Below are 22,141 nucleotides of genomic sequence, written 5' to 3' on the forward strand. Positions count from 1 at the left end.
TGCCGTACACGAAGCGACAAGCCTGGGGGGGAACGAATAATGTCCATGAACGTCGTCACGCTGCTCTACCTGGTCGCCAGCGTCTGCTTCATCCAGGCGCTCAAGGGCCTGTCCCATCCCACCACCTCGATCCGCGGCAATGCCTTCGGCATGGCCGGCATGGCGATCGCGGTCGCCACCACCGCGGCGCTGATCGTCACGCTCGCCGGCAGCGCGCTCGGCCTGGGCTGGGTGCTGCTCGGCCTGCTGATCGGCGGTGCGGCCGGCACGGTGATGGCGCAGCGGGTGGAGATGACCAAGATGCCCGAGCTGGTCGCCTTCATGCACAGCATGATCGGCCTGGCGGCGGTGTTCATCGGCATCGCCGCGGTGGTCGAGCCCTGGGCCTTCGGCATCACGCCGGCCCCGGTCGCCGCCGCCGTCGGGGTGCCGACCGCCGACGGCGCGGTGATCGTCGACGGCTTCCTGCGCTACGCCATCCCGTACGGCAACCGGCTGGAGCTGTTCCTGGGCGCGGCCATCGGCGCGATCACCTTCAGCGGATCGGTGATCGCCTTCGGCAAGCTGTCGGGCAAGTACCGGTTCCGGCTGTTCCAGGGCGCGCCGGTGGCCTTCCGCGGTCAGCATGCGCTGAACCTGGTGCTGGGCCTGCTGCTGATCGGCCTGGGCCTGGTGTACGTCGCGACCGAGAGCTGGGCGGCGTTCGCCGCGATGCTGGCGCTGGCCTTCGTGATGGGCGTGCTGATCATCATCCCGATCGGCGGGGCCGACATGCCGGTGGTGGTGTCGATGCTCAACAGCTACTCCGGCTGGGCGGCCGCGGGCATCGGTTTTTCGCTCAACAACAGCATGCTGATCATCGCCGGCTCGCTGGTCGGCAGCTCGGGCGCGATCCTGAGCTACATCATGTGCAAGGCGATGAACCGCTCGTTCTTCAACGTGATCCTGGGCGGCTTCGGCGGCGATGCGGTCGGCGCGGCCACCGGCGGCGCGGCCGAGCAGCGGCCGGTCAAGAGCGGCAGCGCCGACGACGCGGCCTTCGTGCTCGGCAACGCCGAGACGGTGGTGATCGTGCCGGGCTACGGCCTCGCGGTGGCCCGTGCGCAGCATGCGGTGAAGGAGCTGGCCGCCAAGCTCACCGAGAAGGGTGTCACCGTCAAGTACGCGATCCATCCGGTGGCCGGCCGCATGCCGGGCCACATGAACGTGCTGCTCGCCGAGGCCGAGGTGCCCTACGACCAGGTGTTCGAGATGGAGGACATCAACGGCGAATTCGGCCAGGCCGACGTGGCGATCGTCCTGGGCGCCAACGACGTGGTGAACCCGGCCGCGCACACCAAGGGCAGCCCGATCTACGGCATGCCGATCCTGGAGGCCTACAAGGCCAAGACGGTGATCGTCAACAAGCGCTCGATGGCCGCGGGCTACGCTGGCCTGGACAACGACCTGTTCTACCTCGACAAGACCATGATGGTGTTCGGCGATGCCAAGAAGGTGGTCGAGGACATGGTGAAGGCGCTGGAATAGCCGCCGCGCCCGCCGCAGGGCGGTCGGCGGCCTGCCGCCCGTCGGTCCCGGCTTGGCACCGTCCGGGCACTTCGGCAGAGTGCGCGACTTCTCGAAAACCCGATTTGCGAACGGTCGTGCTGAATTCAGAATCGACCGGTTCAGGAGAGACGATGGAAAAAATCTGGTTGTCCAGTTACCCGCCGGGCGTGCCCGCGGAAATCGACACGCGGCAGTACCGCTCGCTGGTCGCGCTGATGGAGGAGAGCTTCCGCCAGTACGCCGATCGCACCGCCTATTGCTTCATGGGCCGCAGCATCAGCTACGCCGAGACCGACGCCACCAGCCGCAAGCTGGCGGCATACCTGCAGAGCCTGGGCCTGGCCAAGGGCGACCGCGTCGCGATCATGATGCCCAACGTGCCGCAGTACCCGGCCGCGGTGGCGGCGATCCTGCGTGCGGGCTGTGTGGTGGTGAACGTCAACCCGCTCTACACGCCGCGCGAACTGGAGCACCAGCTCAAGGATTCGGGCGCCAAGGCGATCGTCATCGTCGAGAACTTCGCCCATGTGCTGCAGCAGTGCATCGCCTCCACCCCGGTCAAGCATGTAGTGCTCTGCGCCTTCGGCGACCGGCTCGGCTTCCTGAAGGGCGCGATCGTCAACTACGTGTTGCGCAGCGTGAAGAAGCTGGTGCCGGCCTACGACCTGCCGGGCGCGGTGCGCTTCAACGATGCGCTGGCCCGCGGTGCCGGCGCGACGTTCACGCCGCCCGAGATCGGCCCGGACGACGTCGCCCTGCTGCAGTACACCGGCGGCACCACCGGCGTCGCCAAGGGCGCGGTGCTGCTGCACCGCAACGTGATCGCCAACGTGCTGCAGTCCGAAGTGTGGAACGCACCCTGCATGAAGAAGGTGCCGAAGGACGAGCAGCCGACGAGTGTCTGTGCGCTGCCGCTCTATCACATCTTCGCCTTCACGGTGAACATGATGCTGTCGATGCGCACCGGCGGAAAGACGCTGCTGATCCCCAATCCGCGCGACATCGCCGCCACGCTGAAGGAGCTGTCGAAGCACCGCTTCCACAGCTTCCCGGCGGTCAACACGCTGTTCAACGGCCTGATGGCCCATCCGGATTTCGGCACGGTGGACTGGAGCCACCTCAAGGTGTCGGTCGGGGGCGGCATGGCGGTGCAGGGCGCGGTGGCGCAGCGCTGGCTCGAGAAGACCGGCTGCCCGATCTGCGAGGGATACGGCCTGTCTGAAACGTCCCCGTCGGTCAGCTGCAACCCGACGACCAGCCGCAGCTACACCGGCACCATCGGCGTGCCGCTGCCGTCCACCGAGATCAAGCTGATCGACGATACCGGCCGTGAGGTGCCGCCGGGCGAGCCCGGCGAGATCGCGATCCGCGGCCCGCAGGTCATGGCCGGCTACTGGCAGCGGCCCGACGAAACCGCCAAGGCGATGACCGAGGACGGCTTCTTCAAGTCCGGCGACATCGGCGTGATGGATGCGCGCGGCTTCTTCAAGATCGTGGACCGCAAGAAGGACATGATCCTGGTGAGCGGCTTCAACGTCTATCCGAACGAGATCGAGGACGTAGTCGCGGGCCTCGCAGGCGTGGCCGAATGCGCGGCCGTCGGCGTGCCGGACGACAAGACCGGCGAGGCGGTCAAGCTGGTGATCGTCAAGCGCGATGCGGCGCTGACCGAGCAGCAGGTGCTCGACCACTGCCGGCAGCACCTCACCGGCTACAAGCGCCCGCGCGTCGTCGAGTTCCGGACCGACCTGCCGAAGACGCCGGTCGGCAAGATCCTGCGGCGCGAGCTGCGGGACGCCAAGGCTTGAGCGGCCGCAGCGTCCACCGGGCACGGCACGCCGGTCGCGCCGTCCACGCGAGCGCCGCATGACGATCGCGATCCTGAGTGCGCTGCCCGAGGAGCAGCACGGCTTGGCAGCCCGCATGTCGTCCTCCGCCGGCGCCGTACAGCAGGCCGGACGCAGCTTCACCCGCGGCGTGCTCGCGGGCCACGACGTGGTGCTGGCGCTGTCGGGCATCGGCAAGGTCGCGGCGGCCACCACGGCAACGGTGCTGGCCGAGCGTTTCGGCGTGCGCCGGGTACTGTTCACCGGCGTGGCGGGCGGCCTCGGCGCGGGGGTCCGGGTGGGCGATGTGGTGGTGGCCGAAGCCTGCCTGCAGCACGACATGGACGCCTCGCCGCTTTTCCCGCGACACGAGGTGCCGCTCTACGGCATCGCGCGATTTCCCTGCGATGCGGCGCTCACCGCGGCACTGCGGCAGGCCGCCGATGCGGTCGCGGCCGATGCTGCGGCGGTGTTCGGCCCGGCGGTCGGCACGCGCTACGGCCTCGACCGGATGGGCGCGCACACCGGCCTGCTGTTGAGCGGCGACCGGTTCGTATCGTCGCAGGCCGCGTCCGCCGCGCTGCGTGCCGAGCATCCGGACGCGCTGGCCGTCGAGATGGAGGCCGCGGCCGTCGCCCAGGTGTGCCACGACTACCGCCTGCCGTTCGCCGCGATGCGCACCATCTCGGACCGGGCCGACGATGCGGCGCATGTCGATTTCCCGGCCTTCCTGCGCGACGTGGCCGGGCTGGCGGCCTGCGCCGTCGTCGGGCGCTGGCTCGATCTGCTATCGAAAGAGTAGCTTATTGCGCAGGCAGGACGGGCGCCGGAGCCCGAAAACCATCCGGAATCTCAGGACAGCCAGCCCTTGCGGCGGAAGAACCACATCGGCAGCAGTGCGCTGGTGATCAGCATCAGGATCACGTAGAGGTACGAGAACCGGCCCAGGAACTCCAGTTCCGGGAAGCGCATGTTCATGCCGTAGATGCTCGCCACCAGCGTCGGCGGCAGCATCGCCACGCTGCCCACCGAGAAGATCTTGATGATCTTGTTCTGGTTGATGTTGATGAAGCCGACGGTCGCGTCCATCAGGAAGTTGATCTTGTCGAAAAGGAACGCGGTGTGGTTGTCCAGCGATTCGATGTCGCGCAGGATCTGCCGCGCTTCCTCGAACTGCTCGGCATTGAGCATCTTCGAGCGCATCATGAAGCTCACCGCGCGGCGGGTGTCCATCACGTTGCGGCGGATGCGGCCGTTCAGGTCTTCCTGGCGGGCGATCGCGCCGAGCACCTCGCTCGCCAGCGCATCGGTCACGTCGCCCGACAGCACCTGGGTGCTGGCCTTTTCCAGCTCGTCGTAGATGTTCTCCAGCGTGTCGGCGGAGTATTCGGCGTCCACGTCGAACAGCTTCAGTAGCACGTCCTTGGCATCCTCGATCAGGCCGGGCGCGCGCCGGGCCCGCAGCCGCAGCAGCCGGAACACCGGCACGTCCTCGTCGTGGATCGAGAACAGCACGCCGCGGCTCTTGTGGTCCACGTTGTGCTGGTTGAGGATGAACGCGACCCGCACCGAACGCGGCTCGTCCTCGTCGGCGATCAGGAAGTCGCTGCGCACATGGAGGTCGCCGTTGTCTTCCTCGTAGAAGCGGGCGGATTCCTCGATGTCGTCGTCGGTGACGTCCTCGGGAATCGACAGCGCGTAATGCTGCTTGATCCAGCGCTTCTCTTCGGGGGTGGGCGACTCCAGGTCGACCCAGATCGGCTGGAAGCGGGCGAGTTCCTCGAGCGACTCGATCTCTTCCTGGAAGAGTCGGCCGTTCACGAGCGTGAAGATGTTGAGCATGGCGTGCTCCGTGGGTGGGCGGGTTCGGGCGGGGCGAAGGGTAGGGCGCGCTTTCCGCTTCCGATGGTTCCACGGGAGCGGAAAGCTACCGACTCGGGTAGGTTTCCAAGGCACGTTCTCCAGGTGTTGGGGCCGCGCGGATTATGGCACCGCAGCAATGCTGGGAGGGCCGCTCCAAAGGCCTGCGCGGCAGGGGGGCATCGACGGCTTTTGCGGTCATCGGAGGTCCGAATTTATCCAGTGATTTCAAAGAGTTGCAGTCGAACGTCATCAGCCTGACACGTTCCGTTGCGCGACCTTGGGCCGCACCCGATTGATTTCCGGCGGACACGGGCGCATAGTGATTCGACCTGCAGGTTCAAGCGTTCGTATCCGTTCCGGTATCCCACCGGGGCGTCTTTCAACTGGAGCATCCTTCGGAGCCTTCCTTATGAATCTGACGATCAGCGGCCACCATCTCGATGTCACCCCCGCCCTGCGCAATTACGTGACGACCAAGCTCGACCGGATCACCCGGCACTTCGACCAGGTCGTGGACGTGAAGGTCCTCCTCACGGTCGAGAAGCAGAAGGAAAAGCAGCGCCGGCAGCGTGCGGAGTGCAACATCCACGTCAAGGGCAACGACATGTTCGCGGAAAGTGCCCATGCCGATCTGTACGCAGCGGTGGACGAACTGTTCGACAAGCTCGACCGCCAAGTGGTCCGCCACAAGGACCGGGTGCAGGACCACCACCACGCCGCACCCAAGCGCCTGATGTGATTGGCGCAGGCGGCGCCGGGCGGCCCTCGCCCGGTGCCGTTTGTTGCTTTTTTGAGACGTCCTGCTGCCTCCGCGGGATGAGGGCTTTTCCGGATGGTCGGGTGCATAATCCGCGCAGATTCGCCTATGAACCGCCTCGCCTCCATCCTGCCCGCCGCTCAGGTTCTCGTGAGCGTCGACGCGACTAGCAAGAAACGTGCATTCGAGGAAGCGGGGCTGCTGTTCGAGAGCCTGCACGGCCTGAGCCGCGCACTCGTCACCGACAGCCTCTTCGCCCGCGAACGCCTCGGCTCCACCGGCCTCGGACATGGCGTCGCCATTCCGCACGGTCGCATCAAGGGCCTCAAGGCGCCGATGGCCGCCGTCTTCCAGCTGGCCCAGCCGATCGGCTTCGATGCGCCGGACGAGCGTCCGGTCGCGCTGCTGATCTTCTTGCTCGTGCCCGAAGCCGCCACGCAAAAGCATCTGGAGATCCTCTCCGAGATCGCCGAGCTGCTGAGCGACGCACCGCTGCGCGAGAAGATCAAGGCCTGCACCGACGCGGGCGAACTGCACGGCACGATCGCCGGCTGGCAGTCCACCCAGCCGGCCTGAGCGGTCCAGGCGCCGCGCGGTGAAACCCAACGTCGTCAGCGCGGACGCGCTTTTCGAGGAATTCCGCGCAGCTTTGCGCTGGGAGTGGATCGCCGGACTGGGTGCCTCGGAACGCCGGTTCGAGGAAGTGGTCGTCCGCGCGGCCCGTTCGGGCGCCGATCTGGTCGGCTACCTCAACTACATCCATCCCTATCGCGTCCAGATCCTGGGCGAGCGCGAGGTCGCCTACCTGACCAGCGCGACGCCGGAGGACTGCGCCCGCCGCATCGCCCGCATCGTCACGCTGGAGCCGCCGGTGCTGGTGCTGGCCGATGCGCAGGCCGCGCCCGAGGCGCTGGTGTCGATGTGCGAGCGGGCGCAGATCCCGCTGTTCGCGACTTACGAGTCTGCGGCCTTCGTCATCGACGTGCTGCGGGCGTACCTGTCCAAGCATTTCGCCGACCGCACCACGATCCACGGGGTGTTCATGGACATCCTGGGTCTGGGCGTGATGATCACCGGCGAATCCGGCCTGGGCAAAAGCGAACTGGGCCTGGAACTGATCTCCCGCGGCAACGGACTGGTCGCCGACGATGCGGTCGACCTGTTCCGGATCAACCAGGCCGCCATCGAGGGACGCTGCCCCGAACTGCTGCAGAACCTGCTGGAGGTGCGCGGCATCGGCCTGCTCGACATCCGGGCGATCTTCGGCGAGACGGCGGTACGCCGGAAGATGCGCCTGAAACTCATCGTCCACCTGGTCCGCAAGGAAACGCTGGAGCGGGAGTACGAGCGCCTGCCCTACGAGCCGCTCACGCAGGACGTGCTGGGCGTGCCGATCCGCAAGGCAGTCATCCAGGTGGTGGCCGGCCGCAACATCGCGGTGCTGGTGGAGGCGGCGGTGCGCAACACCATCCTCCAGATGCGCGGCATCGACACCTACCAGGAATTCGTCGAGCGGCACCAGCGCGCGATGGAACGCGGCACGCCGGGCTGACGGTCGGGCGAAGGGCGGGCCGCGTCTCCGGCGGCCCGCAGGGCGTCAGCGCGACTGCTGGCCCTTGGCAGCCGCTTCGGGTGAGAGTCCGTACAGCACCACCGTGTGGTCCTGCAGCACCCAGCCGCGGGCCTTGGCGATCGCCTGCAGCCGCTTCTCGATCTCGGCGTCGTGGAACTCCTCGACCTTGCCGCTCGCGGTGCAGATCAGGTGGTCGTGGTGCTCGCCCTCGTACAGTTCGTACACCGCCTTGCCGCCCTCGAAGTGGCGGCGGCTCAGGATGCCGGCCTGCTCGAACTGGGTGAGCACCCGGTAGACGGTGGCAAGCCCGATGTCCGAACGCTCTTCCAGCAGGACGCGGAACACGTCTTCGGCGGTGAGATGGCGTTCCTTGCTGCGCTGGAAGATCTCGAGGATCTTCAGGCGCGGCAGGGTGGCCTTCAGGCCGGTGCTCTTCAACTCGTCGATGGTGCTGTGCATGGAGGTATCCGGATGGGCCCGCGTCGGCGCGGCAGGGCGTCCGCGAAAGGGGCTGCCGCTACAATGGGTCGATCATATCGCCTGCTTTCCCGGTCATGCCCCATCCCCTCATTCGTCCCTGGGCCGCTTCGGCGGCGGCGCTGGCCCTGTGCGGGTTGCTGCCGGCCTGCGGCACCGTGGACGGGGCGAGCAACCGCATCGCCAGCGCCATCACGCCCTACAAGATCGAGATCGTGCAGGGCAACTTCGTGTCGAAGGAGCAGGTCGCCGCGCTGCAGCCCGGCATGAGCCGCCTCCAGGTACGCGAGGTGCTCGGCACGCCGCTGGTGTCGAGCATCTTCCACGCCGACCGCTGGGACTACGTCTTCACCATCAAGCGGCCCGGCGTCGATGCGCAGTCGCGCAAGCTGAGCGTGTTCTTCAAGAACGACGTGCTCGAGCGTTTCGAGGGCGACGAGATGCCGAGCGAGGCCGAGTTCGTCGCGCAGCTCGACACCCGGCGCAAGGCCAGCGGCAAGGTCCCCCGGCTCGAGGCCACCGAGGAAAGCCTGAAACGTTTCCCTGCCCGCGCGGCGCCCGCGCCCGACGCGGCCACCTCCGCTGCCGCCGAGCCGCCGCTGCCGCGCGCCTACCCGCCGCTCGAATGACGGCCTGCCGGCTGCGGCGGGGCGCATCGCCCGCCGTACCGGTCTTCTCTGCCTGCAACCTGCCCTTCCTGGAGTCCGCATGAACGCGACGTCCCCGACTTCCGCCGCCCCCCGCAGGGTCGCCATCGCCGGAGCGTCCGGCCGCATGGGCCGCATGCTGATCGAGGCGGTCCGCAGTGCCGACGACTGCGTGCTCGCCGGCGCGCTCGACCTGCCGTCGAGCCCCGCCATCGATTCCGACGCCTCCGCCTTCCTCGGCTATGCGAGCGGCGTGGCGATCACCGCCGACCTGGTGCGGGGCATCGCCGGCGCCGACGTGCTGATCGATTTCACCCGCCCCGAAGGTACGCTGGAGCATCTGGCGGTCTGCCGCGAGCACGGCGTCGCCGCGGTGATCGGCACCACCGGCTTCACCGCCGCGCAGAAGGCCGACATCCAGGCCGCGGCGCGCGACATCGCGATCGTCATGGCGCCCAACATGAGCGTGGGCGTCAACGTCACCTTGAAGCTGCTCGAGATGGCGGCCAAGGCGCTGTCCACCGGTTACGACATCGAGATCATCGAGGCCCACCACCGCCACAAGGTCGATGCGCCGTCGGGCACCGCGCTGAAGATGGGTGAGGTGATCGCCAGCGCGCTCGGCCGTTCGCTCGACGACTGCGCCGTCTATGCGCGCGAAGGCGTCACCGGCGAGCGCGATCCGTCGAGCATCGGCTTCGCCACCGTACGCGGCGGCGACATCGTCGGCGACCACACGGTGCTGTTCGCCGGCACCGGCGAGCGTATCGAGATCGCGCACAAGTCCTCCAGCCGCGCCGGCTATGCGCAGGGCAGCCTGCGCGCGGTGCGGTTCCTGGCGGGCCGGCCGGCCGGGCTCTACAGCATGCTGGACGTGCTCGGCCTGAACGGCTGAGGCGCGCAGGCCGATGGACGCCACCGCGTTCTGGACGCAGGGCGACGGCGTGAGCCGCACGGTGGCCGTGGCGCTGCTGCTGCTGTCGATCGCGAGCTGGGTGATTATCGCCTGGAAGGCCTGGCTGCTCGCGCGTGCGCGCATGGGCGTGCTGCGCGGCATCGCCGCGTTCTGGCAGGCGCCGTCGCCGGCCGAGGCGCGGCGCACGGTGCCGGCCTTCGATCCGCAGGGCTGGATCGTGCCGTTCCTCGCGGCGCTCGAGGGGCCGGCCGCGCAGGCGCAGCACCGTACCCGCCTGCTGCGCAGCGCCCTGCATGTCGCGGCCGACCGGCTGCAGTTCGGCCAGGTGCTGCTCGCCAGCACCGGGGCGGTCGCACCCTTCATCGGGCTGCTGGGCACGGTGTGGGGTATCCACCATGCGCTGGCCGACATCGCCGGTGCTGGCCAGATCACCATCGAGCGCATCGCCGGGCCGGTGGGCGAGGCGCTGGTGATGACCGCCGCGGGCCTCGCGGTCGCCATCCCCGCGGTGCTTGCCTACAACCTGTTCGGCCGCCGCATCGGCCGCATCGAGGCCGAGCTGGAAGGCTTCGCGCACGACCTGCGCGATCTGCCGCCGGCGGCCTGATCCCGGCGCCGCCGCCTCCATCGCCATGGCCTTCGGACGCCTGCACCGCGACGAGCGCCCCGCGCCGATCGGCGAGATCAACGTCACCCCGCTGGTCGACGTGATGCTGGTGCTGGTGGTGATCTTCCTGCTCACCGCGCCGCTCTTGGCCAGCAGCATCCGGCTCGACCTGCCGCGCGCCGTATCGGCTGCGGCCGCGCCGTCGCCGCAGGCACCGCTGAAGCTGTTGGTGAATCGCGAGGGCGCCGTATTCCTGGACGACCAGCCGATCGGCGACGCCGCGCTCGCCGCCCGCCTCGCCGATGCCGCACAGCACGATGCGGCGACCGAGCTGCAGCTGCGCGCCGATGCCGCCGTGCCCTACGGCCGGGTGGTCGCACTGCTCGGCCTGGCGCAGAAGGCCGGGCTCTCGCGCATCGGCTTCATGGCCGAGGCGCCGTCGCCCGCCGCGCCGGTGACCGACGGGCGGAAACCCTAAAATCGCGGGCGTCGTCCGCCGCGCCCCGCGGCACGCCTGCCGCGGCTCGTGCGGCGGCGCCCCGGCTCCTCCACCGTTCCGATGCAAGACAAATACCACCACACCGAGGTCGAGCGCGCCGCGCAGGCCGACTGGACCGCCCGCGACGCCTACCGCGTGTCCGAGGACGCCGACCGCCCGAAGTTCTACGCCTGCTCGATGCTGCCGTACCCGAGCGGCAAGCTGCACATGGGCCATGTGCGCAACTACACGATCAACGACATGCTCACCCGCAGCCTGCGGATGAAGGGCTACAACGTCTTGATGCCGATGGGCTGGGACGCCTTCGGCCTGCCGGCGGAGAACGCGGCGCTGAAGAACGGCGTGCCGCCGGCGCAGTGGACCTACGACAACATCGCCTACATGAAGCGCCAGATGCAGGCGATGGGGCTGGCGATCGACTGGTCGCGCGAGGTCGCCACCTGCGACCCGGCCTACTACAAGTGGAACCAGTGGCTGTTCCTGAAGATGCTGGAAAAGGGCATCGCCTACCGCAAGACCCAGGTCGTCAACTGGGACCCGGTGGACCAGACGGTGCTGGCCAACGAGCAGGTGATCGACGGCCGCGGCTGGCGCACCGGCGCGCTGGTGGAAAAGCGCGAGATCCCGGGCTACTACCTGAAGATCACCGACTACGCCGAGGAACTGCTCGGCCATGTGCAGAACGAGCTGCCCGGCTGGCCCGAGAGGGTCCGGCTGATGCAGGAGAACTGGATCGGCAAGTCGACCGGCGTGCGCTTCGCCTTCCCGCACACGATCGCGGACGAGAGCGGCGCGCTGATCGGTGACGGGAAGATGTACGTCTTCACCACCCGCGCCGACACGATCATGGGCGTGACCTTCTGCGCCGTGGCGCCCGAGCACCCGCTCGCGCAGCACGCCGCGAAGACCAACCCCGAGGTCGCCGCCTTCATCGCGGAATGCAAGGCCGGCGGCACCACCGAGGCCGAACTCGCCACGCAGGAGAAGAAGGGCGTGCGCACCGGCCTGACGGTGATCCACCCGTTCATGGAAGAGCCGGTGGATGTCTGGGTCGGCAACTACGTGCTGATGAGCTACGGCGACGGCGCGGTGATGGGCGTGCCGGCCCACGACGAGCGCGACTTCGCCTTCGCGCAGAAGTACGGCCTGCCGATCCGGCAGGTGGTGCTGGTCGACGGCGAGCACTACGACTACCACCGCTGGCAGGACTGGTACGCCGACAAGACCGAGGGCGTCACCGTCAATTCCGACACCTTCAGCGGTCTGTCCTACCCCGAAGCGGTCGATGCGGTCGCCCACGCCCTGCAGGTCCGCGGCCTGGGCGAGAAGAAGACCACCTGGCGGCTGCGCGACTGGGGCGTCTCGCGCCAGCGCTACTGGGGCACGCCGATCCCGATCATCCACTGCGAGGACTGCGGCGCCGTGCCGGTGCCCGAACAGGACCTGCCGGTGGTGCTGCCGGTGGACCTGGTGCCCGACGGCAGCGGCAATCCGCTCGTCAAGTCCGAGGCATTCCACGCCGGCGTCGTCTGCCCGCATTGCGGCAAGCCCGCCCGGCGCGAGACCGACACGATGGACACCTTCGTCGATTCGTCGTGGTACTTCATGCGCTACTGCGATCCGCAGAACGACCAGGCGATGGTCGCCGACGGCGCCCGCTACTGGATGCCGATGGACCAGTACATCGGCGGCATCGAGCACGCGATCCTGCACCTGCTCTACGCCCGCTTCTGGACCAAGGTGATGCGCGACCTGGGGCTGGTGAACATCGACGAGCCGTTCACCAAACTCCTCACCCAGGGCATGGTGCTCAACCACATCTATTCCCGCCGCACCGAGAAGGGCGCCAAGGAATATTTCTGGCCGCACGACGTGGAACACGTGCTGGACGAGGGCGGCAAGATCGTCGGCGCGAAGCTGAAGAACGCGGTGGGCGCGCTGCCCGCCGGCACGCCGATCGACTACGAGGGCGTGGGCACCATGTCCAAGTCGAAGAACAACGGCGTGGACCCGCAGGACCTGATCGAGAAGTACGGCGCCGACACGGCCCGGCTCTACACCATGTTCACCGCGCCGCCCGAGGCGACGCTGGAATGGAACGACGCCGCGGTCGAGGGCAGCTACCGCTTCCTGCGCCGGGTCTGGAACTTCGGCGTCAAGCTGTCTGCTATCGATTCAGTAGCTGCCAACGCGAGCGTGGCGGGCGCCAGCAGCCTGAAAGATGTCGAATTCGGCAAGGAAGCCAAGGCGCTGCGGCTGGAAGTGCACACCGTGCTCAAGCAGGTGGACTACGACTACCAGCGCATGCAGTACAACACCGTCGTCTCCGGCGCGATGAAGCTGCTCAACGCGCTGGAGGACTTCAAGGCGCAGGGCACGCCCGGCGCCGAGGTCGCGCTGATCGAGGGCTTCGGCATCCTGCTGCGGGTGCTCTACCCGGCCACGCCGCACATCGCCGATGCACTCTGGAAGCAGCTCGGCTATGCCGGCGAACTCGGCCACCTGCTCGACGCCGCCTGGCCGAAGGTCGACGAATCGGCGCTGCAGCAGGACGAGCTCGAACTGATGCTGCAGGTCAACGGCAAGCTTCGCGGCTCGATCCTGGTGCCGGCCGGTGCGTCGAAGGAGGCGATCGAGCAGATCGCCCTCGCCAACGAAACCTACCGCAAGCTCGCCGACGGCGCCCGGCCGAAGAAGGTCGTGGTCGTGCCGGGCCGCCTCGTCAACGTGGTCGTCTGAGCGACGCCGCCCGCCGAAAGTCCGCCATGCAGCGCCGTGACCTCCTGCTCCCCCTCGCCGCCGCGGCACTGCTGCCGGGCTGCGGCTTCCAGCTGCGCCAGGCGCCGACCTTCGCGTTCTCGACCATCTACCTGACGGTCAACCCGAACTCGGCCTTCGGCGCCGAGCTGCGCCGCAACCTGGAGGCCGGCGGCCGGATCCGGGTGATCCGGGACCTGGCGCAGCGCGACACCGCCGACGTGATCCTGGAGATCATCCAGGACCAGCGCGAGCGGGTCGTCCTCGGCTACAACGCCAACGGCCAGGTCCGCGAATTCCAGCTGCGGGTGCGGGTGCGCTTCCGGCTGCGCACCCCGCAGGACGTCGAGGTGCTGCCGCCGACCGAACTGCTGCTGCAGCAGGACCAGAGCTACGACGAAACCCTGGCGCTCGCCAAGGAGCAGGAAGCGCAGCTGATCTACCGCAACCTGCAGTCCGACGTGGTGCAGCAGATCCTGCGCCGGCTCGCGGCGATCAAGACGCTCGGCTGATGCAGGTCGCGCTGCCGCAGCTCGCGGCCCACCTGCAGAAGGGGGTGCGGCCCCTCTACACCGTGCACGGCGACGAGCCGCTGCTGGTGCAGGAGGCAGCCGACGCGATCCGCGCCGCAGCCCGGGCCCTGGGGCCGGCCGAGCGCACCGTCCACACCGTCGCCGGCGCGCATTTCGACTGGAGCGAGGTGCTGGCTTCGGGCGGGTCGCTGTCCCTTTTCGCCGACCGCCAGCTGGTCGAGATCCGCATCCCGTCGGGCAAGCCCGGCAAGGACGGCAGCGCCGCGTTGCAGCAGATTGCCGCCCAGGCCGCCGCGCAGGACGGCACGCTGACCCTGGTGCTGCTGCCGCGGCTCGACAAGGCCACCCGCAGCGGTGCCTGGTTCGCCGCACTGGAGCAGAACGGCGTGGCGGTGCAGGTCGATCCGGTCGAGCGCGCCGCGCTGCCGCAGTGGATCGCCCAGCGGCTACAGGCCCAGGGCCAGCAGGTGGCGCCGGGCGAGGAGGGCACCCGCACCCTGCAGTTCTTCGCCGACCGGGTGGAAGGCAACCTGCTCGCCGCGCACCAGGAGATCCAGAAGCTCGCGCTGCTCTACCCGGCCGGCGTGCTGTCGGCCGAGCAGGTCGCCTCGGCGGTGCTCAACGTCGCGCGCTACGACGTGTTCAAGCTGTCCGAAGCGGTGCTCGGCGGCCAGGCCGCGCGGGTGCAGCGCATGCTCGACGGCCTGCAGGCCGAGGGCGAGGCCGAGGTGCTGGTCCACTACACGCTGGCCGAGGACATCCGGGGCCTGAAGCGGGTGCGCGACGCGATGGACGCGGGCCGCCCGTTGCCGATGGCGCTGCGCGAGCAGCGCGTCTGGGGCCCGCGGGAAAAGCTGTTCGAGCGGGTGCTGCCCCGGCTCGACGGCCGCACCCTCGCCCGGCTGCTGCAGGCGGCGCACCAGGTCGACGGCATCGTCAAGGGCCTGCCGCAGGACGGCTGGCCGAAGAACGGCTGGCAGGCGCTGCACCGGCTGGCGCAGCAGCTCTGCCGGGCCTGCGCCGCGCCGCCGCCCACCCGCCGGGCCTGAGGCGCCCCGGCAGGGCGCGTGAGAAAATCCCGTCCATGAACGCCCTCCACGTCGCCGAATACGTCACCACCCTCGGTTTGCAGGCCAAACAGGCGTCCGCGCTTATGGCGCGTGCGGATGCTGCTACGAAAAACAGAGCATTGAAGGCGCTGGCCCGGCGGTTGCGGGAGAGCGTCGCGCCGCTCGCCGAAGCCAACGCCCGCGACCTGGCGCGTGGCGAGGCCGCCGGCCTGGCCGGCCCGATGCTCGACCGGCTGCGGCTCACGCCCAACGTGATCGAGACGGTCGCCCTGGGGTGCGAACAATTGGCGGCCATGCCCGAACTTATCGGCGAGATCTCCGGCCTGCGCCAGCAGCCCAGCGGCATCCGGGTCGGCCAGATGCGGGTGCCGCTCGGCGTCTTCGGCATGGTGTTCGAGAGCCGGCCCAACGTGACCATCGAGGCGGCGAGCCTGTCGATCAAGAGCGGCAATGCGGCGATCCTGCGCGGCGGCTCCGAGGCGATCGAGTCCAACAAGGCGCTGGCCGCGCTGGTGCAGCAGGCATTGGAAGAGGCCGGCTTGCCGGCCGAGGCGGTGCAGCTGGTCGCCACCACCGACCGCGAGGCGGTCGGCCGGCTGATCGCGATGCCCGAATACGTGGACGTGATCATCCCGCGCGGCGGCAAGTCGCTGATCGAGCGGATCAGCCGCGAAGCCAGGGTGCCGGTCATCAAGCATCTGGACGGCAACTGCCACACCTATGTGGACGATCCCTGCGACATCGCGATGGCCGTCACCGTCGCCGACAACGCCAAGACCCAGAAGTACAGCCCCTGCAACGCGAGCGAGGGCCTGCTGGTCGCCCGCGGCGTGGCGGCGGCGTTCCTGCCGCGGATCGGCGCCGTCTATGCCGAGAAGGGCGTCGAGATGCGCTGCGACGCCGAGGCGCGCGCCCTCCTGGCCGACGTGCCCGGCGCCCGGCTGGCCGACGCCACCGAGGCCGACTGGTCGGAGGAATACCTCGCGCCGATCATCAGCATCAAGGTGGTGGAGGGGGTGGACGAGGCGATCGCCCACATCAACCGCTATTCCTCGCACCACACCGACGCGATCCTGACCCGCGACCACATTCACGCCCAGCGCTTCCTGCGCGAGGTCGATTCGGCGAGCGTGATGGTCAACGCCAGCACCCGCTTCGCCGACGGTTTCGAATACGGCCTGGGCGCAGAAATCGGGATCAGCACCGACAAGTTCCATGCGCGTGGTCCGGTGGGGCTGGAGGGTCTCACCTCGCTCAAATGGGTGGTGCTGGGCAAGGGCGAGATCCGCACCTGAGGCGCCTGCGCCGCCCGCGGCGCGGCGCGGCGCGGCGCCTTACGCTTGCACACGGAGGCGCCGGCCCGGCGTTCCTAGAATTCTCTGCGCCACCCGGTCGCAGTCGCCGCATGTCGGTCGTTGTCAGTCACTAGAGGGCCGCATGGTTCCGCATCTCATCACCGCCCTCACGGGCCCGATCAACGAGCTCGAGCAGCGCATCCTCGACTCCATGCCGGCGATCGAGCGCTGGTTCCGGCTGGAGTGGATGGAGCACACGCCGCCGTTCTACAGCTCGGTGGATCTGCGCAATGCCGGCTTCAAGCTCGCCCCGGTCGACACCAGCCTGTTTCCGGTCGGCTGGAACCACCTCACCAGCCAGATGGTGCCGCTGGCGGTGCAGGCGGCCATGGCCGCGATCGAGAAGATCTGCCCGGAAGCCCGCAACCTGCTGCTGATCCCCGCCAACCACAGCGACAGCCCCGACTACCTCGCCAACGTCGCCCAATTGGCGAAGATCTTCCACTCGGCCGGCCTGAACGTGCGGATCGGCTCGGTCGACCCGACGATCACCGACACCACCGTGCGCCAGCTGCCCAGCGGCGAGATCGTCACGCTCGAACCGGTGGTGCGCATCCGCGGCCGGCTCGCGACCCGCTATTTCGACCCCTGCACCGTGCTGCTCAACACCGACCTGTCGGCGGGGGCCCCCGGCATCCTCGAGGACCTGCACGAGCAGTACCTGCTGCCGCCGCTGCACGCCGGCTGGACGGTGCGCCGCAAGAGCACCCACTTCCGCAACTACGAGGACGTGTCCAAGCGCTTCGGCAAGATGCTCGGCATCGATCCCTGGCTGGTGCATTCGCTCTTCGGCGCCTGCGGCGACATCGACCTGGCGGCACCCGAGGGCCGCGCCACCCTGGCCGAGCAGGTCGATGCGGTGCTGGCGCGGGTGCGGCGCAAGTACAAGGAATACGGCATCGGCGAAAAGCCCTTCGTCATCGTCAAGCCCGACAACGCCGGCGAAGGCGTGCTGGCAGCCGAGACCCGCGGTGTCGCCACGGTGCGGGACGCCCGCGACCTCGACGGCATCGACCTGCGCGGCGACGACGGTACCCTGCCGCGCAACCTGATCGTGCAGGAAGGCGTGCCCACGTCGGAACACGTCGGCAAGGCGTCGGCCGAGCCGGTCGTCTACATGATGGACCGCTATGTGGTCGGCGGCTTCTACCGGGTCAACGGCCGGCGCGGGCCCGACGAGAGCCTGGCCTCGCCGGGCGCCAGCGTCGTCCCGCTGGATTTCGACGACAGCGCCCACCTGATGCAGCCCGGCGGCAAGTCCGCTGCCGAGGCGCCCAACCGCTTCTACATGTACGGCGTGATCGGCCGCCTGGCGATGCTGGCGGCCAGCTACGAGCTGGAGGCCACCGACCCCGAAGCCGAGGTCTACGAATAGCGCTGCGCCGGGGGCGCATCCAGTTGTTGCGCCGCCACATCACTTCTGCGACCCGGGCGCACAATAGCGGTCCCCCTCGCTCCAGACCGGCTCCCGGGGCCGGCTCCGTGCCCGCGTGTCCACCTCCAAATCCTCGCTTCCGGCCCTGACCCTGGGCGCCATCGGTGTCGTCTACGGCGACATCGGAACCAGCGTCCTGTATGCGGTGAAGGAGGTCTTCCACACCGGCCACGTCCCCTTCCTGCCCGAGAACGTCTACGGCGTGCTGTCGATGTTCTTCTGGACGCTGGTGATCATCGTCGCGCTGAAGTACGTCGTGCTGGTGCTGCGGGCCGACAACAACGGCGAGGGCGGCCTGGTCGCGATGCTGGCGCTGGCCTCGCTCGCGGTGAAGGACAAGCCCCGGCTGCGGGCCGGGCTGCTGCTGATCGGCATCTTCGGCACCTCGCTCTTCTACGGCGACGGGGTCATCACCCCAGCGATCTCGGTGCTGTCGGCGGTCGAGGGGCTGGAGGTCGTCTCGCCCACCTTCCGGCAGTACGTGATCCCGCTCACCCTGATCGTGCTCTTCGCGCTGTTCGCGGTGCAGAAGCGCGGCACCGGCGGCATCGGCAAGTTCTTCGGGCCGATCACACTGGTCTGGTTCGGCGCCATCGCGGTGCTCGGGGTGAGCCACATCGTCGGCCATCCGGAGATCCTGAAGGCGCTGAACCCGTACTACGCGCTGCGCTTCATCGTGCTGCATCCGCTGGTCACCTTCATCATCCTCGGGGCGATGGTGCTGTGCGTGACCGGTGCCGAGGCGCTCTACGCCGACCTCGGCCACTTCGGCAAGCGGCCGATCCGCATCGCCTGGTTCGCGGTCGTGATGCCGGCGCTCACGCTCAACTACTTCGGCCAGGGCGCGCTGCTGCTGGCCGATCCCACCGCGGTGCAGAACCCCTTCTTCAAGATGGCTCCGGACTGGGCGCTGGTGCCGCTGGTGCTGTTGGCCACGATGGCGACGGTGATCGCCTCGCAGGCGCTGATCTCCGGCGCCTTCAGCATCACCAAGCAGGTGATCCAGCTAGGCTACCTGCCGCGGCTCAACATCGAGCACACCAGCGAACGCGATACCGGCCAGATCTACATCCCCTTCGTCAACTGGGGTCTGTTCGTCGCGATCGTGCTGGCGGTGGTGATGTTCCGCTCGTCGAGCAACCTGGCGGCCGCCTACGGCATTGCGGTCACGCTCGACATGCTGATCACCACGGTGCTGACCTTCTTCGTGATCCGCTACGGCTGGAAATACCCGCTGGCGCTGTGCATCGGCGCGACCGGCGTGTTCTTCGTGATCGATCTGGCCTTCTTCTCGTCGAATTTGCTCAAGCTGTTCGCCGGCGGCTGGTTCCCGCTGCTGATCGGCGGCGCGGTGTTCACGCTCATGACGACCTGGAAGCGCGGCCGCGAGCTGCTCAACACCAAGCTGCGCGAGGACGCGATCGAGCTGCCGGCCTTCCTCGAGGCGGTCTTCGTGCATCCGCCCACCCGGGTCGACGGCACCGCCGTGTTCCTTACCGCCGAGCCCGGCACCGTGCCCAACGCGATGCTGCACAACCTCAAGCACAACAAAGTACTGCACGCGCAGAACATCTTCGTCACCGTCCGCAGCCATGAGGTGCCGCGGATCGGGCCGGAGCGCCGCCTGGACGTGCAGCCGCTGGACGACAACTGCTGGCAGGTGGTGATCCACTACGGCTTCAAGGACGATCCGGACATCCCGCAGGCACTGGCCCAGCTGCGCCGCCACGGCTGCACGCTCGACGCCATGACCACCAGCTATTTCCTGTCGCGCGACACCGTCATCCCGACCATCGGCAGCGGCATGGCGCCCTGGCGCGAAAAGCTGTTCGCGCAGATGCACCACAACGCCAGCGCGGCCGCCGACTTCCTCAATCTGCCGAGCAACGCGGTGGTCGAGATGGGCTCGAAGATCGAGATCTGAGGCGTGGCCGAGCGCGTCCGCCGCAGCGTCTTCCGCGACCTGAGCCTGTCGGCGGCGACCGCCGGCTTCGTCGCGGTGCTGGTCGGCTTCACCAGCTCGATCGCGATCGTCTTCCAGGCGGCGCGGGCGTTCGGCGCGACGCCCGAGGTCATCACTTCCTGGGTCTGGGCGCTGGGGATCGGGATGGGGCTCTGCACCGCGGTGCCGTCGCTCTGGTGGCGCAAGCCGGTCATGGTCGCGTGGAGCACGCCGGGCGCCGCGGTGCTGGCGACCGCGGGCGCGGGTTTCGGCATGGGCGAGGCGGTCGGCGCCTTCATGGTCTCGGCCGCACTGGTGGTTGTTGCCGGCGCGACCGGCTGGTTCGAGCGGACGATGAACCGCATCCCCGTCGCCCTGGCATCGGCGCTGCTCGCCGGCGTGCTGGCGCGCTTCGGCCTGCAGGCGTTCACCGCCGCGCAGACGGCGTTGCCGCTGGTCGTCGCCATGCTGCTGGCCTATCTGCTCGGCCGGCGCCTGGCGCCCCGCTACGCAGTGCCCTGGACTTTGGTAGTTGCTATCTTTTTCGTAGCTGCTCGCGGAGAGCTGGCGGGCGCTGAAGTGCATTTTTCCTTGGCGACTCCGGTATTCACGATGCCGGTCTTCTCGTGGCAGTCGTGCATCGGGCTGGCGCTCCCGCTTTTCATCGTCACCATGGCATCGCAGAACCTGCCGGGCGTCGCGGCGATCCGGGCGGCCGGCTATGACCTGCCCGTCTCGCGGATCGTCACGCTGACGGGCATCGCCACGCTGGTGCTGGCGCCGTTCGGTGCGTTCGCCCTCAACCTCAGTGCGATCACCGCCGCCATCTGCATGGGCCGGGAGGCCCATCCCGATCCGGACCGCCGCTACACGGCGGCAGTGAGCTGCGGGTTGATCTACCTGCTGCTCGGCATCTTCGGGGTGGCGGTCACCGGTCTGTTGACCGCCTTCCCGGCCGAGCTGGTGGCGGCCATCGCCGGCCTGGCGCTGCTCGGGACGATCGGCAGCGGCCTGCAGGCCGCCCTGCACGACGAGCGGCATCGCGAGGCGGCGCTCATCACGTTCCTGGTCACCCTGAGCGGCGTGGTCATCGCCGGCATCGGCTCAGCCTTCTGGGGCGTGGTCGCCGGCGCGATCGCGCTGTTCGTACAACAATATCGCGCCCAGCCCCGCGCCTGATGTCCGGTGCGGCGGCCGTCCCCTCTTCAGCAAGCGTCCGCCCCATGCACCTGCTCTTCATCGCCGATCCGCTCGAGTCCTTCAAGATCTACAAGGACACCACCTTCGCCATGATGCGCGAGTTCCAGCGGCGCGGGCACACGCTGGCGGCCTGCGAGCCGCAGGACCTGGCGTGGCAGAGCGGCGGTGTCGTCACTGCCCGGGTCCGCGAACTCCGCCTCACCGGCGATGCACAGGACTGGTTCGCGGCCAGTCCGGTGACCGAGCCGCAGCCGCTGCACCGCTTCGGCGCGGTCCTGATGCGCAAGGACCCGCCGTTCGACTCCGAATACTTCTACGCGACCCACCTGCTGGAGCAGGCCGAACGTGAAGGTGCCCGCGTCTTCAACAAGCCGCGGGCGCTGCGCGACCATCCCGAGAAGCTGGCGATCATGGAGTTCCCGCAGTTCATCGGGCCGACGCTGGTCACCCGCGATGCGGCCGCGATCCGCGCGTTCCATGCAGAGCACCGCGACGTCATCCTCAAGCCGCTCGACGGCATGGGCGGCATGGGCATCTTCCGCGTGAAAGACGACGGGTTGAACCTGGGCGCAATCATCGAGACGCTCAACCGAAACGGCGATACGACCGTCATGGTGCAGAAGTTCCTGCCCGCCATTGCCGAAGGCGACAAGCGGGTGCTGATCATCGGCGGCAAGCCTGCACCGTTCTGCCTCGCCCGCATCCCCCAGGGGGGCGAGGTGCGCGGCAATCTCGCCGCAGGCGGGAGGGGCGTCGCGCAACCGCTGACGCCACAGGACCGTGCGACTGCGGAGGCCTTGGGTCCGCTGCTGATGGAGCGCGGCCTTCTACTGGTGGGGCTGGACGTGATCGGACATAACGTGACCGAAATCAACGTAACCAGCCCCACCTGCTTCCAGGAGATTCATCAGCAGGCTGGATTCGACGTAGCTGCGATGTACGCCGACGCCTTCGAGAATTCGATAGCGGCTTAAGTCAGTAAGTTAGAAACGCTGTAAACCTGTGCTACATTCGAGGGCTTCGCTGCAGCGGCCTGGAGTTTTCCGGTGGCAGTTGGCGGGGCGGGGTTGATGAGGTGGTGTCGGGATTCTTTTTCAGGCGGGTCGAAAGATTTGTCTGGATGGGTGGAAAAACCG

The 22,141-nt window shown here is 68.4% G+C and carries 20 protein-coding genes; 18 read left to right on the forward strand and 2 right to left on the reverse strand.

From position 1 onward, the window contains the following. The first annotated feature begins 39 nt into the window (after nucleotides 1-39). From QZ500_RS10135 to QZ500_RS10145, 3 genes are all read left to right on the forward strand, one after another. Entirely contained in the window at nucleotides 40-1,527 is a 1,488-nt protein-coding gene (locus QZ500_RS10135) for an NAD(P)(+) transhydrogenase (Re/Si-specific) subunit beta (protein ID WP_295854626.1), read from the forward strand. A 152-nt stretch (nucleotides 1,528-1,679) separates the two neighbouring features. Continuing rightward, nucleotides 1,680-3,356: a long-chain-fatty-acid--CoA ligase gene (locus QZ500_RS10140; RefSeq protein ID WP_295854629.1), complete on the forward strand. Its 1,677-nt coding sequence runs from the start codon at nucleotides 1,680-1,682 to the stop codon at nucleotides 3,354-3,356. Between the two features lie 58 nt (nucleotides 3,357-3,414). Then, entirely contained in the window at nucleotides 3,415-4,176 is a 762-nt protein-coding gene (locus QZ500_RS10145; RefSeq protein WP_295854632.1) for a 5'-methylthioadenosine/adenosylhomocysteine nucleosidase, read from the forward strand. Between the two features lie 50 nt (nucleotides 4,177-4,226). Here the strand turns inward: QZ500_RS10145 and corA are convergent, their stop codons facing one another. Continuing rightward, a complete protein-coding gene (gene corA / locus QZ500_RS10150; protein WP_295854634.1) occupies nucleotides 4,227-5,216 on the reverse strand; it encodes a magnesium/cobalt transporter CorA in 990 nt (329 codons plus the stop codon). Nucleotides 5,217-5,646: 430 nt separating this feature from the next. Between corA and raiA the strand changes: the two genes are divergently transcribed. The 3 genes from raiA to hprK all read left to right on the forward strand — a co-directional run bounded on the left by raiA (nucleotide 5,647) and on the right by hprK (nucleotide 7,546). Further along, nucleotides 5,647-5,976 (forward strand): ribosome-associated translation inhibitor RaiA, encoded by a 330-nt coding sequence (raiA, locus tag QZ500_RS10155; RefSeq protein WP_295854637.1) that lies wholly within the window; start codon nucleotides 5,647-5,649, stop codon nucleotides 5,974-5,976. Nucleotides 5,977-6,102: 126 nt separating this feature from the next. After that, nucleotides 6,103-6,570, forward strand: coding sequence for a PTS sugar transporter subunit IIA (locus QZ500_RS10160; protein WP_295854639.1), 468 nt, complete (start codon nucleotides 6,103-6,105; stop codon nucleotides 6,568-6,570). Nucleotides 6,571-6,589: 19 nt separating this feature from the next. Then, complete coding sequence (hprK, locus tag QZ500_RS10165; RefSeq protein ID WP_295854641.1) at nucleotides 6,590-7,546, forward strand: HPr(Ser) kinase/phosphatase; 957 nt, start codon at nucleotides 6,590-6,592, stop codon at nucleotides 7,544-7,546. Nucleotides 7,547-7,591: 45 nt separating this feature from the next. Here hprK and fur read toward each other — a convergent pair whose 3' ends face one another. Continuing rightward, complete coding sequence (fur, locus tag QZ500_RS10170; protein ID WP_295854643.1) at nucleotides 7,592-8,026, reverse strand: ferric iron uptake transcriptional regulator; 435 nt, start codon at nucleotides 8,024-8,026, stop codon at nucleotides 7,592-7,594. 95 nt (nucleotides 8,027-8,121) lie between these two features. On the opposite strand from fur, the gene QZ500_RS10175 reads away from it, so the two are divergent. The 12 genes from QZ500_RS10175 to gshB all read left to right on the forward strand — a co-directional run bounded on the left by QZ500_RS10175 (nucleotide 8,122) and on the right by gshB (nucleotide 21,979). Then, entirely contained in the window at nucleotides 8,122-8,673 is a 552-nt protein-coding gene (locus QZ500_RS10175; protein WP_295854645.1) for an outer membrane protein assembly factor BamE, read from the forward strand. Between the two features lie 79 nt (nucleotides 8,674-8,752). Continuing rightward, a complete protein-coding gene (dapB, locus tag QZ500_RS10180) occupies nucleotides 8,753-9,586 on the forward strand; it encodes a 4-hydroxy-tetrahydrodipicolinate reductase (protein WP_295854650.1) in 834 nt (277 codons plus the stop codon). Between the two features lie 13 nt (nucleotides 9,587-9,599). After that, nucleotides 9,600-10,214, forward strand: a complete 615-nt coding sequence (locus QZ500_RS10185; RefSeq protein WP_295854653.1) for a MotA/TolQ/ExbB proton channel family protein — start codon at nucleotides 9,600-9,602, stop codon at nucleotides 10,212-10,214. A gap of 25 nt (nucleotides 10,215-10,239) precedes the next feature. Beyond that, entirely contained in the window at nucleotides 10,240-10,692 is a 453-nt protein-coding gene (locus tag QZ500_RS10190) for a biopolymer transporter ExbD (protein ID WP_295854656.1), read from the forward strand. Between the two features lie 81 nt (nucleotides 10,693-10,773). Then, nucleotides 10,774-13,452, forward strand: coding sequence for a leucine--tRNA ligase (leuS, locus tag QZ500_RS10195; RefSeq protein ID WP_295854661.1), 2,679 nt, complete (start codon nucleotides 10,774-10,776; stop codon nucleotides 13,450-13,452). 26 nt (nucleotides 13,453-13,478) lie between these two features. Next, on the forward strand, nucleotides 13,479-13,982 hold the full coding sequence (gene lptE / locus QZ500_RS10200; protein ID WP_295854664.1) for an LPS assembly lipoprotein LptE: 504 nt from the start codon (nucleotides 13,479-13,481) through the stop codon (nucleotides 13,980-13,982). Beyond that, nucleotides 13,982-15,052, forward strand: a complete 1,071-nt coding sequence (holA, locus tag QZ500_RS10205; protein WP_295854667.1) for a DNA polymerase III subunit delta — start codon at nucleotides 13,982-13,984, stop codon at nucleotides 15,050-15,052. The genes lptE and holA overlap by 1 nt, the downstream gene beginning before the upstream one ends. Before the next feature lie 35 nt (nucleotides 15,053-15,087). Further along, complete coding sequence (locus tag QZ500_RS10210) at nucleotides 15,088-16,368, forward strand: glutamate-5-semialdehyde dehydrogenase (RefSeq protein WP_295854669.1); 1,281 nt, start codon at nucleotides 15,088-15,090, stop codon at nucleotides 16,366-16,368. 142 nt (nucleotides 16,369-16,510) lie between these two features. Then, a complete protein-coding gene (gshA, locus tag QZ500_RS10215) occupies nucleotides 16,511-17,803 on the forward strand; it encodes a glutamate--cysteine ligase (protein ID WP_295854672.1) in 1,293 nt (430 codons plus the stop codon). A 115-nt stretch (nucleotides 17,804-17,918) separates the two neighbouring features. Next, complete coding sequence (locus QZ500_RS10220; RefSeq protein ID WP_295854675.1) at nucleotides 17,919-19,787, forward strand: potassium transporter Kup; 1,869 nt, start codon at nucleotides 17,919-17,921, stop codon at nucleotides 19,785-19,787. A 3-nt stretch (nucleotides 19,788-19,790) separates the two neighbouring features. Further along, entirely contained in the window at nucleotides 19,791-20,984 is a 1,194-nt protein-coding gene (locus QZ500_RS10225) for a benzoate/H(+) symporter BenE family transporter (RefSeq protein WP_295854676.1), read from the forward strand. A gap of 44 nt (nucleotides 20,985-21,028) precedes the next feature. Then, nucleotides 21,029-21,979 carry a glutathione synthase gene (gshB, locus tag QZ500_RS10230; protein ID WP_295854680.1) on the forward strand — a complete coding sequence of 317 codons (951 nt, stop codon included), beginning with the start codon at nucleotides 21,029-21,031 and terminating at the stop codon, nucleotides 21,977-21,979. The last annotated feature ends 162 nt before the right edge of the window (nucleotides 21,980-22,141 follow it).

Origin of the sequence: uncultured Xylophilus sp., assembly GCA_913776965.1 — a bacterium.
In the GTDB taxonomy this organism is placed as follows: Bacteria; Pseudomonadota; Gammaproteobacteria; order Burkholderiales; family Burkholderiaceae_C; genus Xylophilus.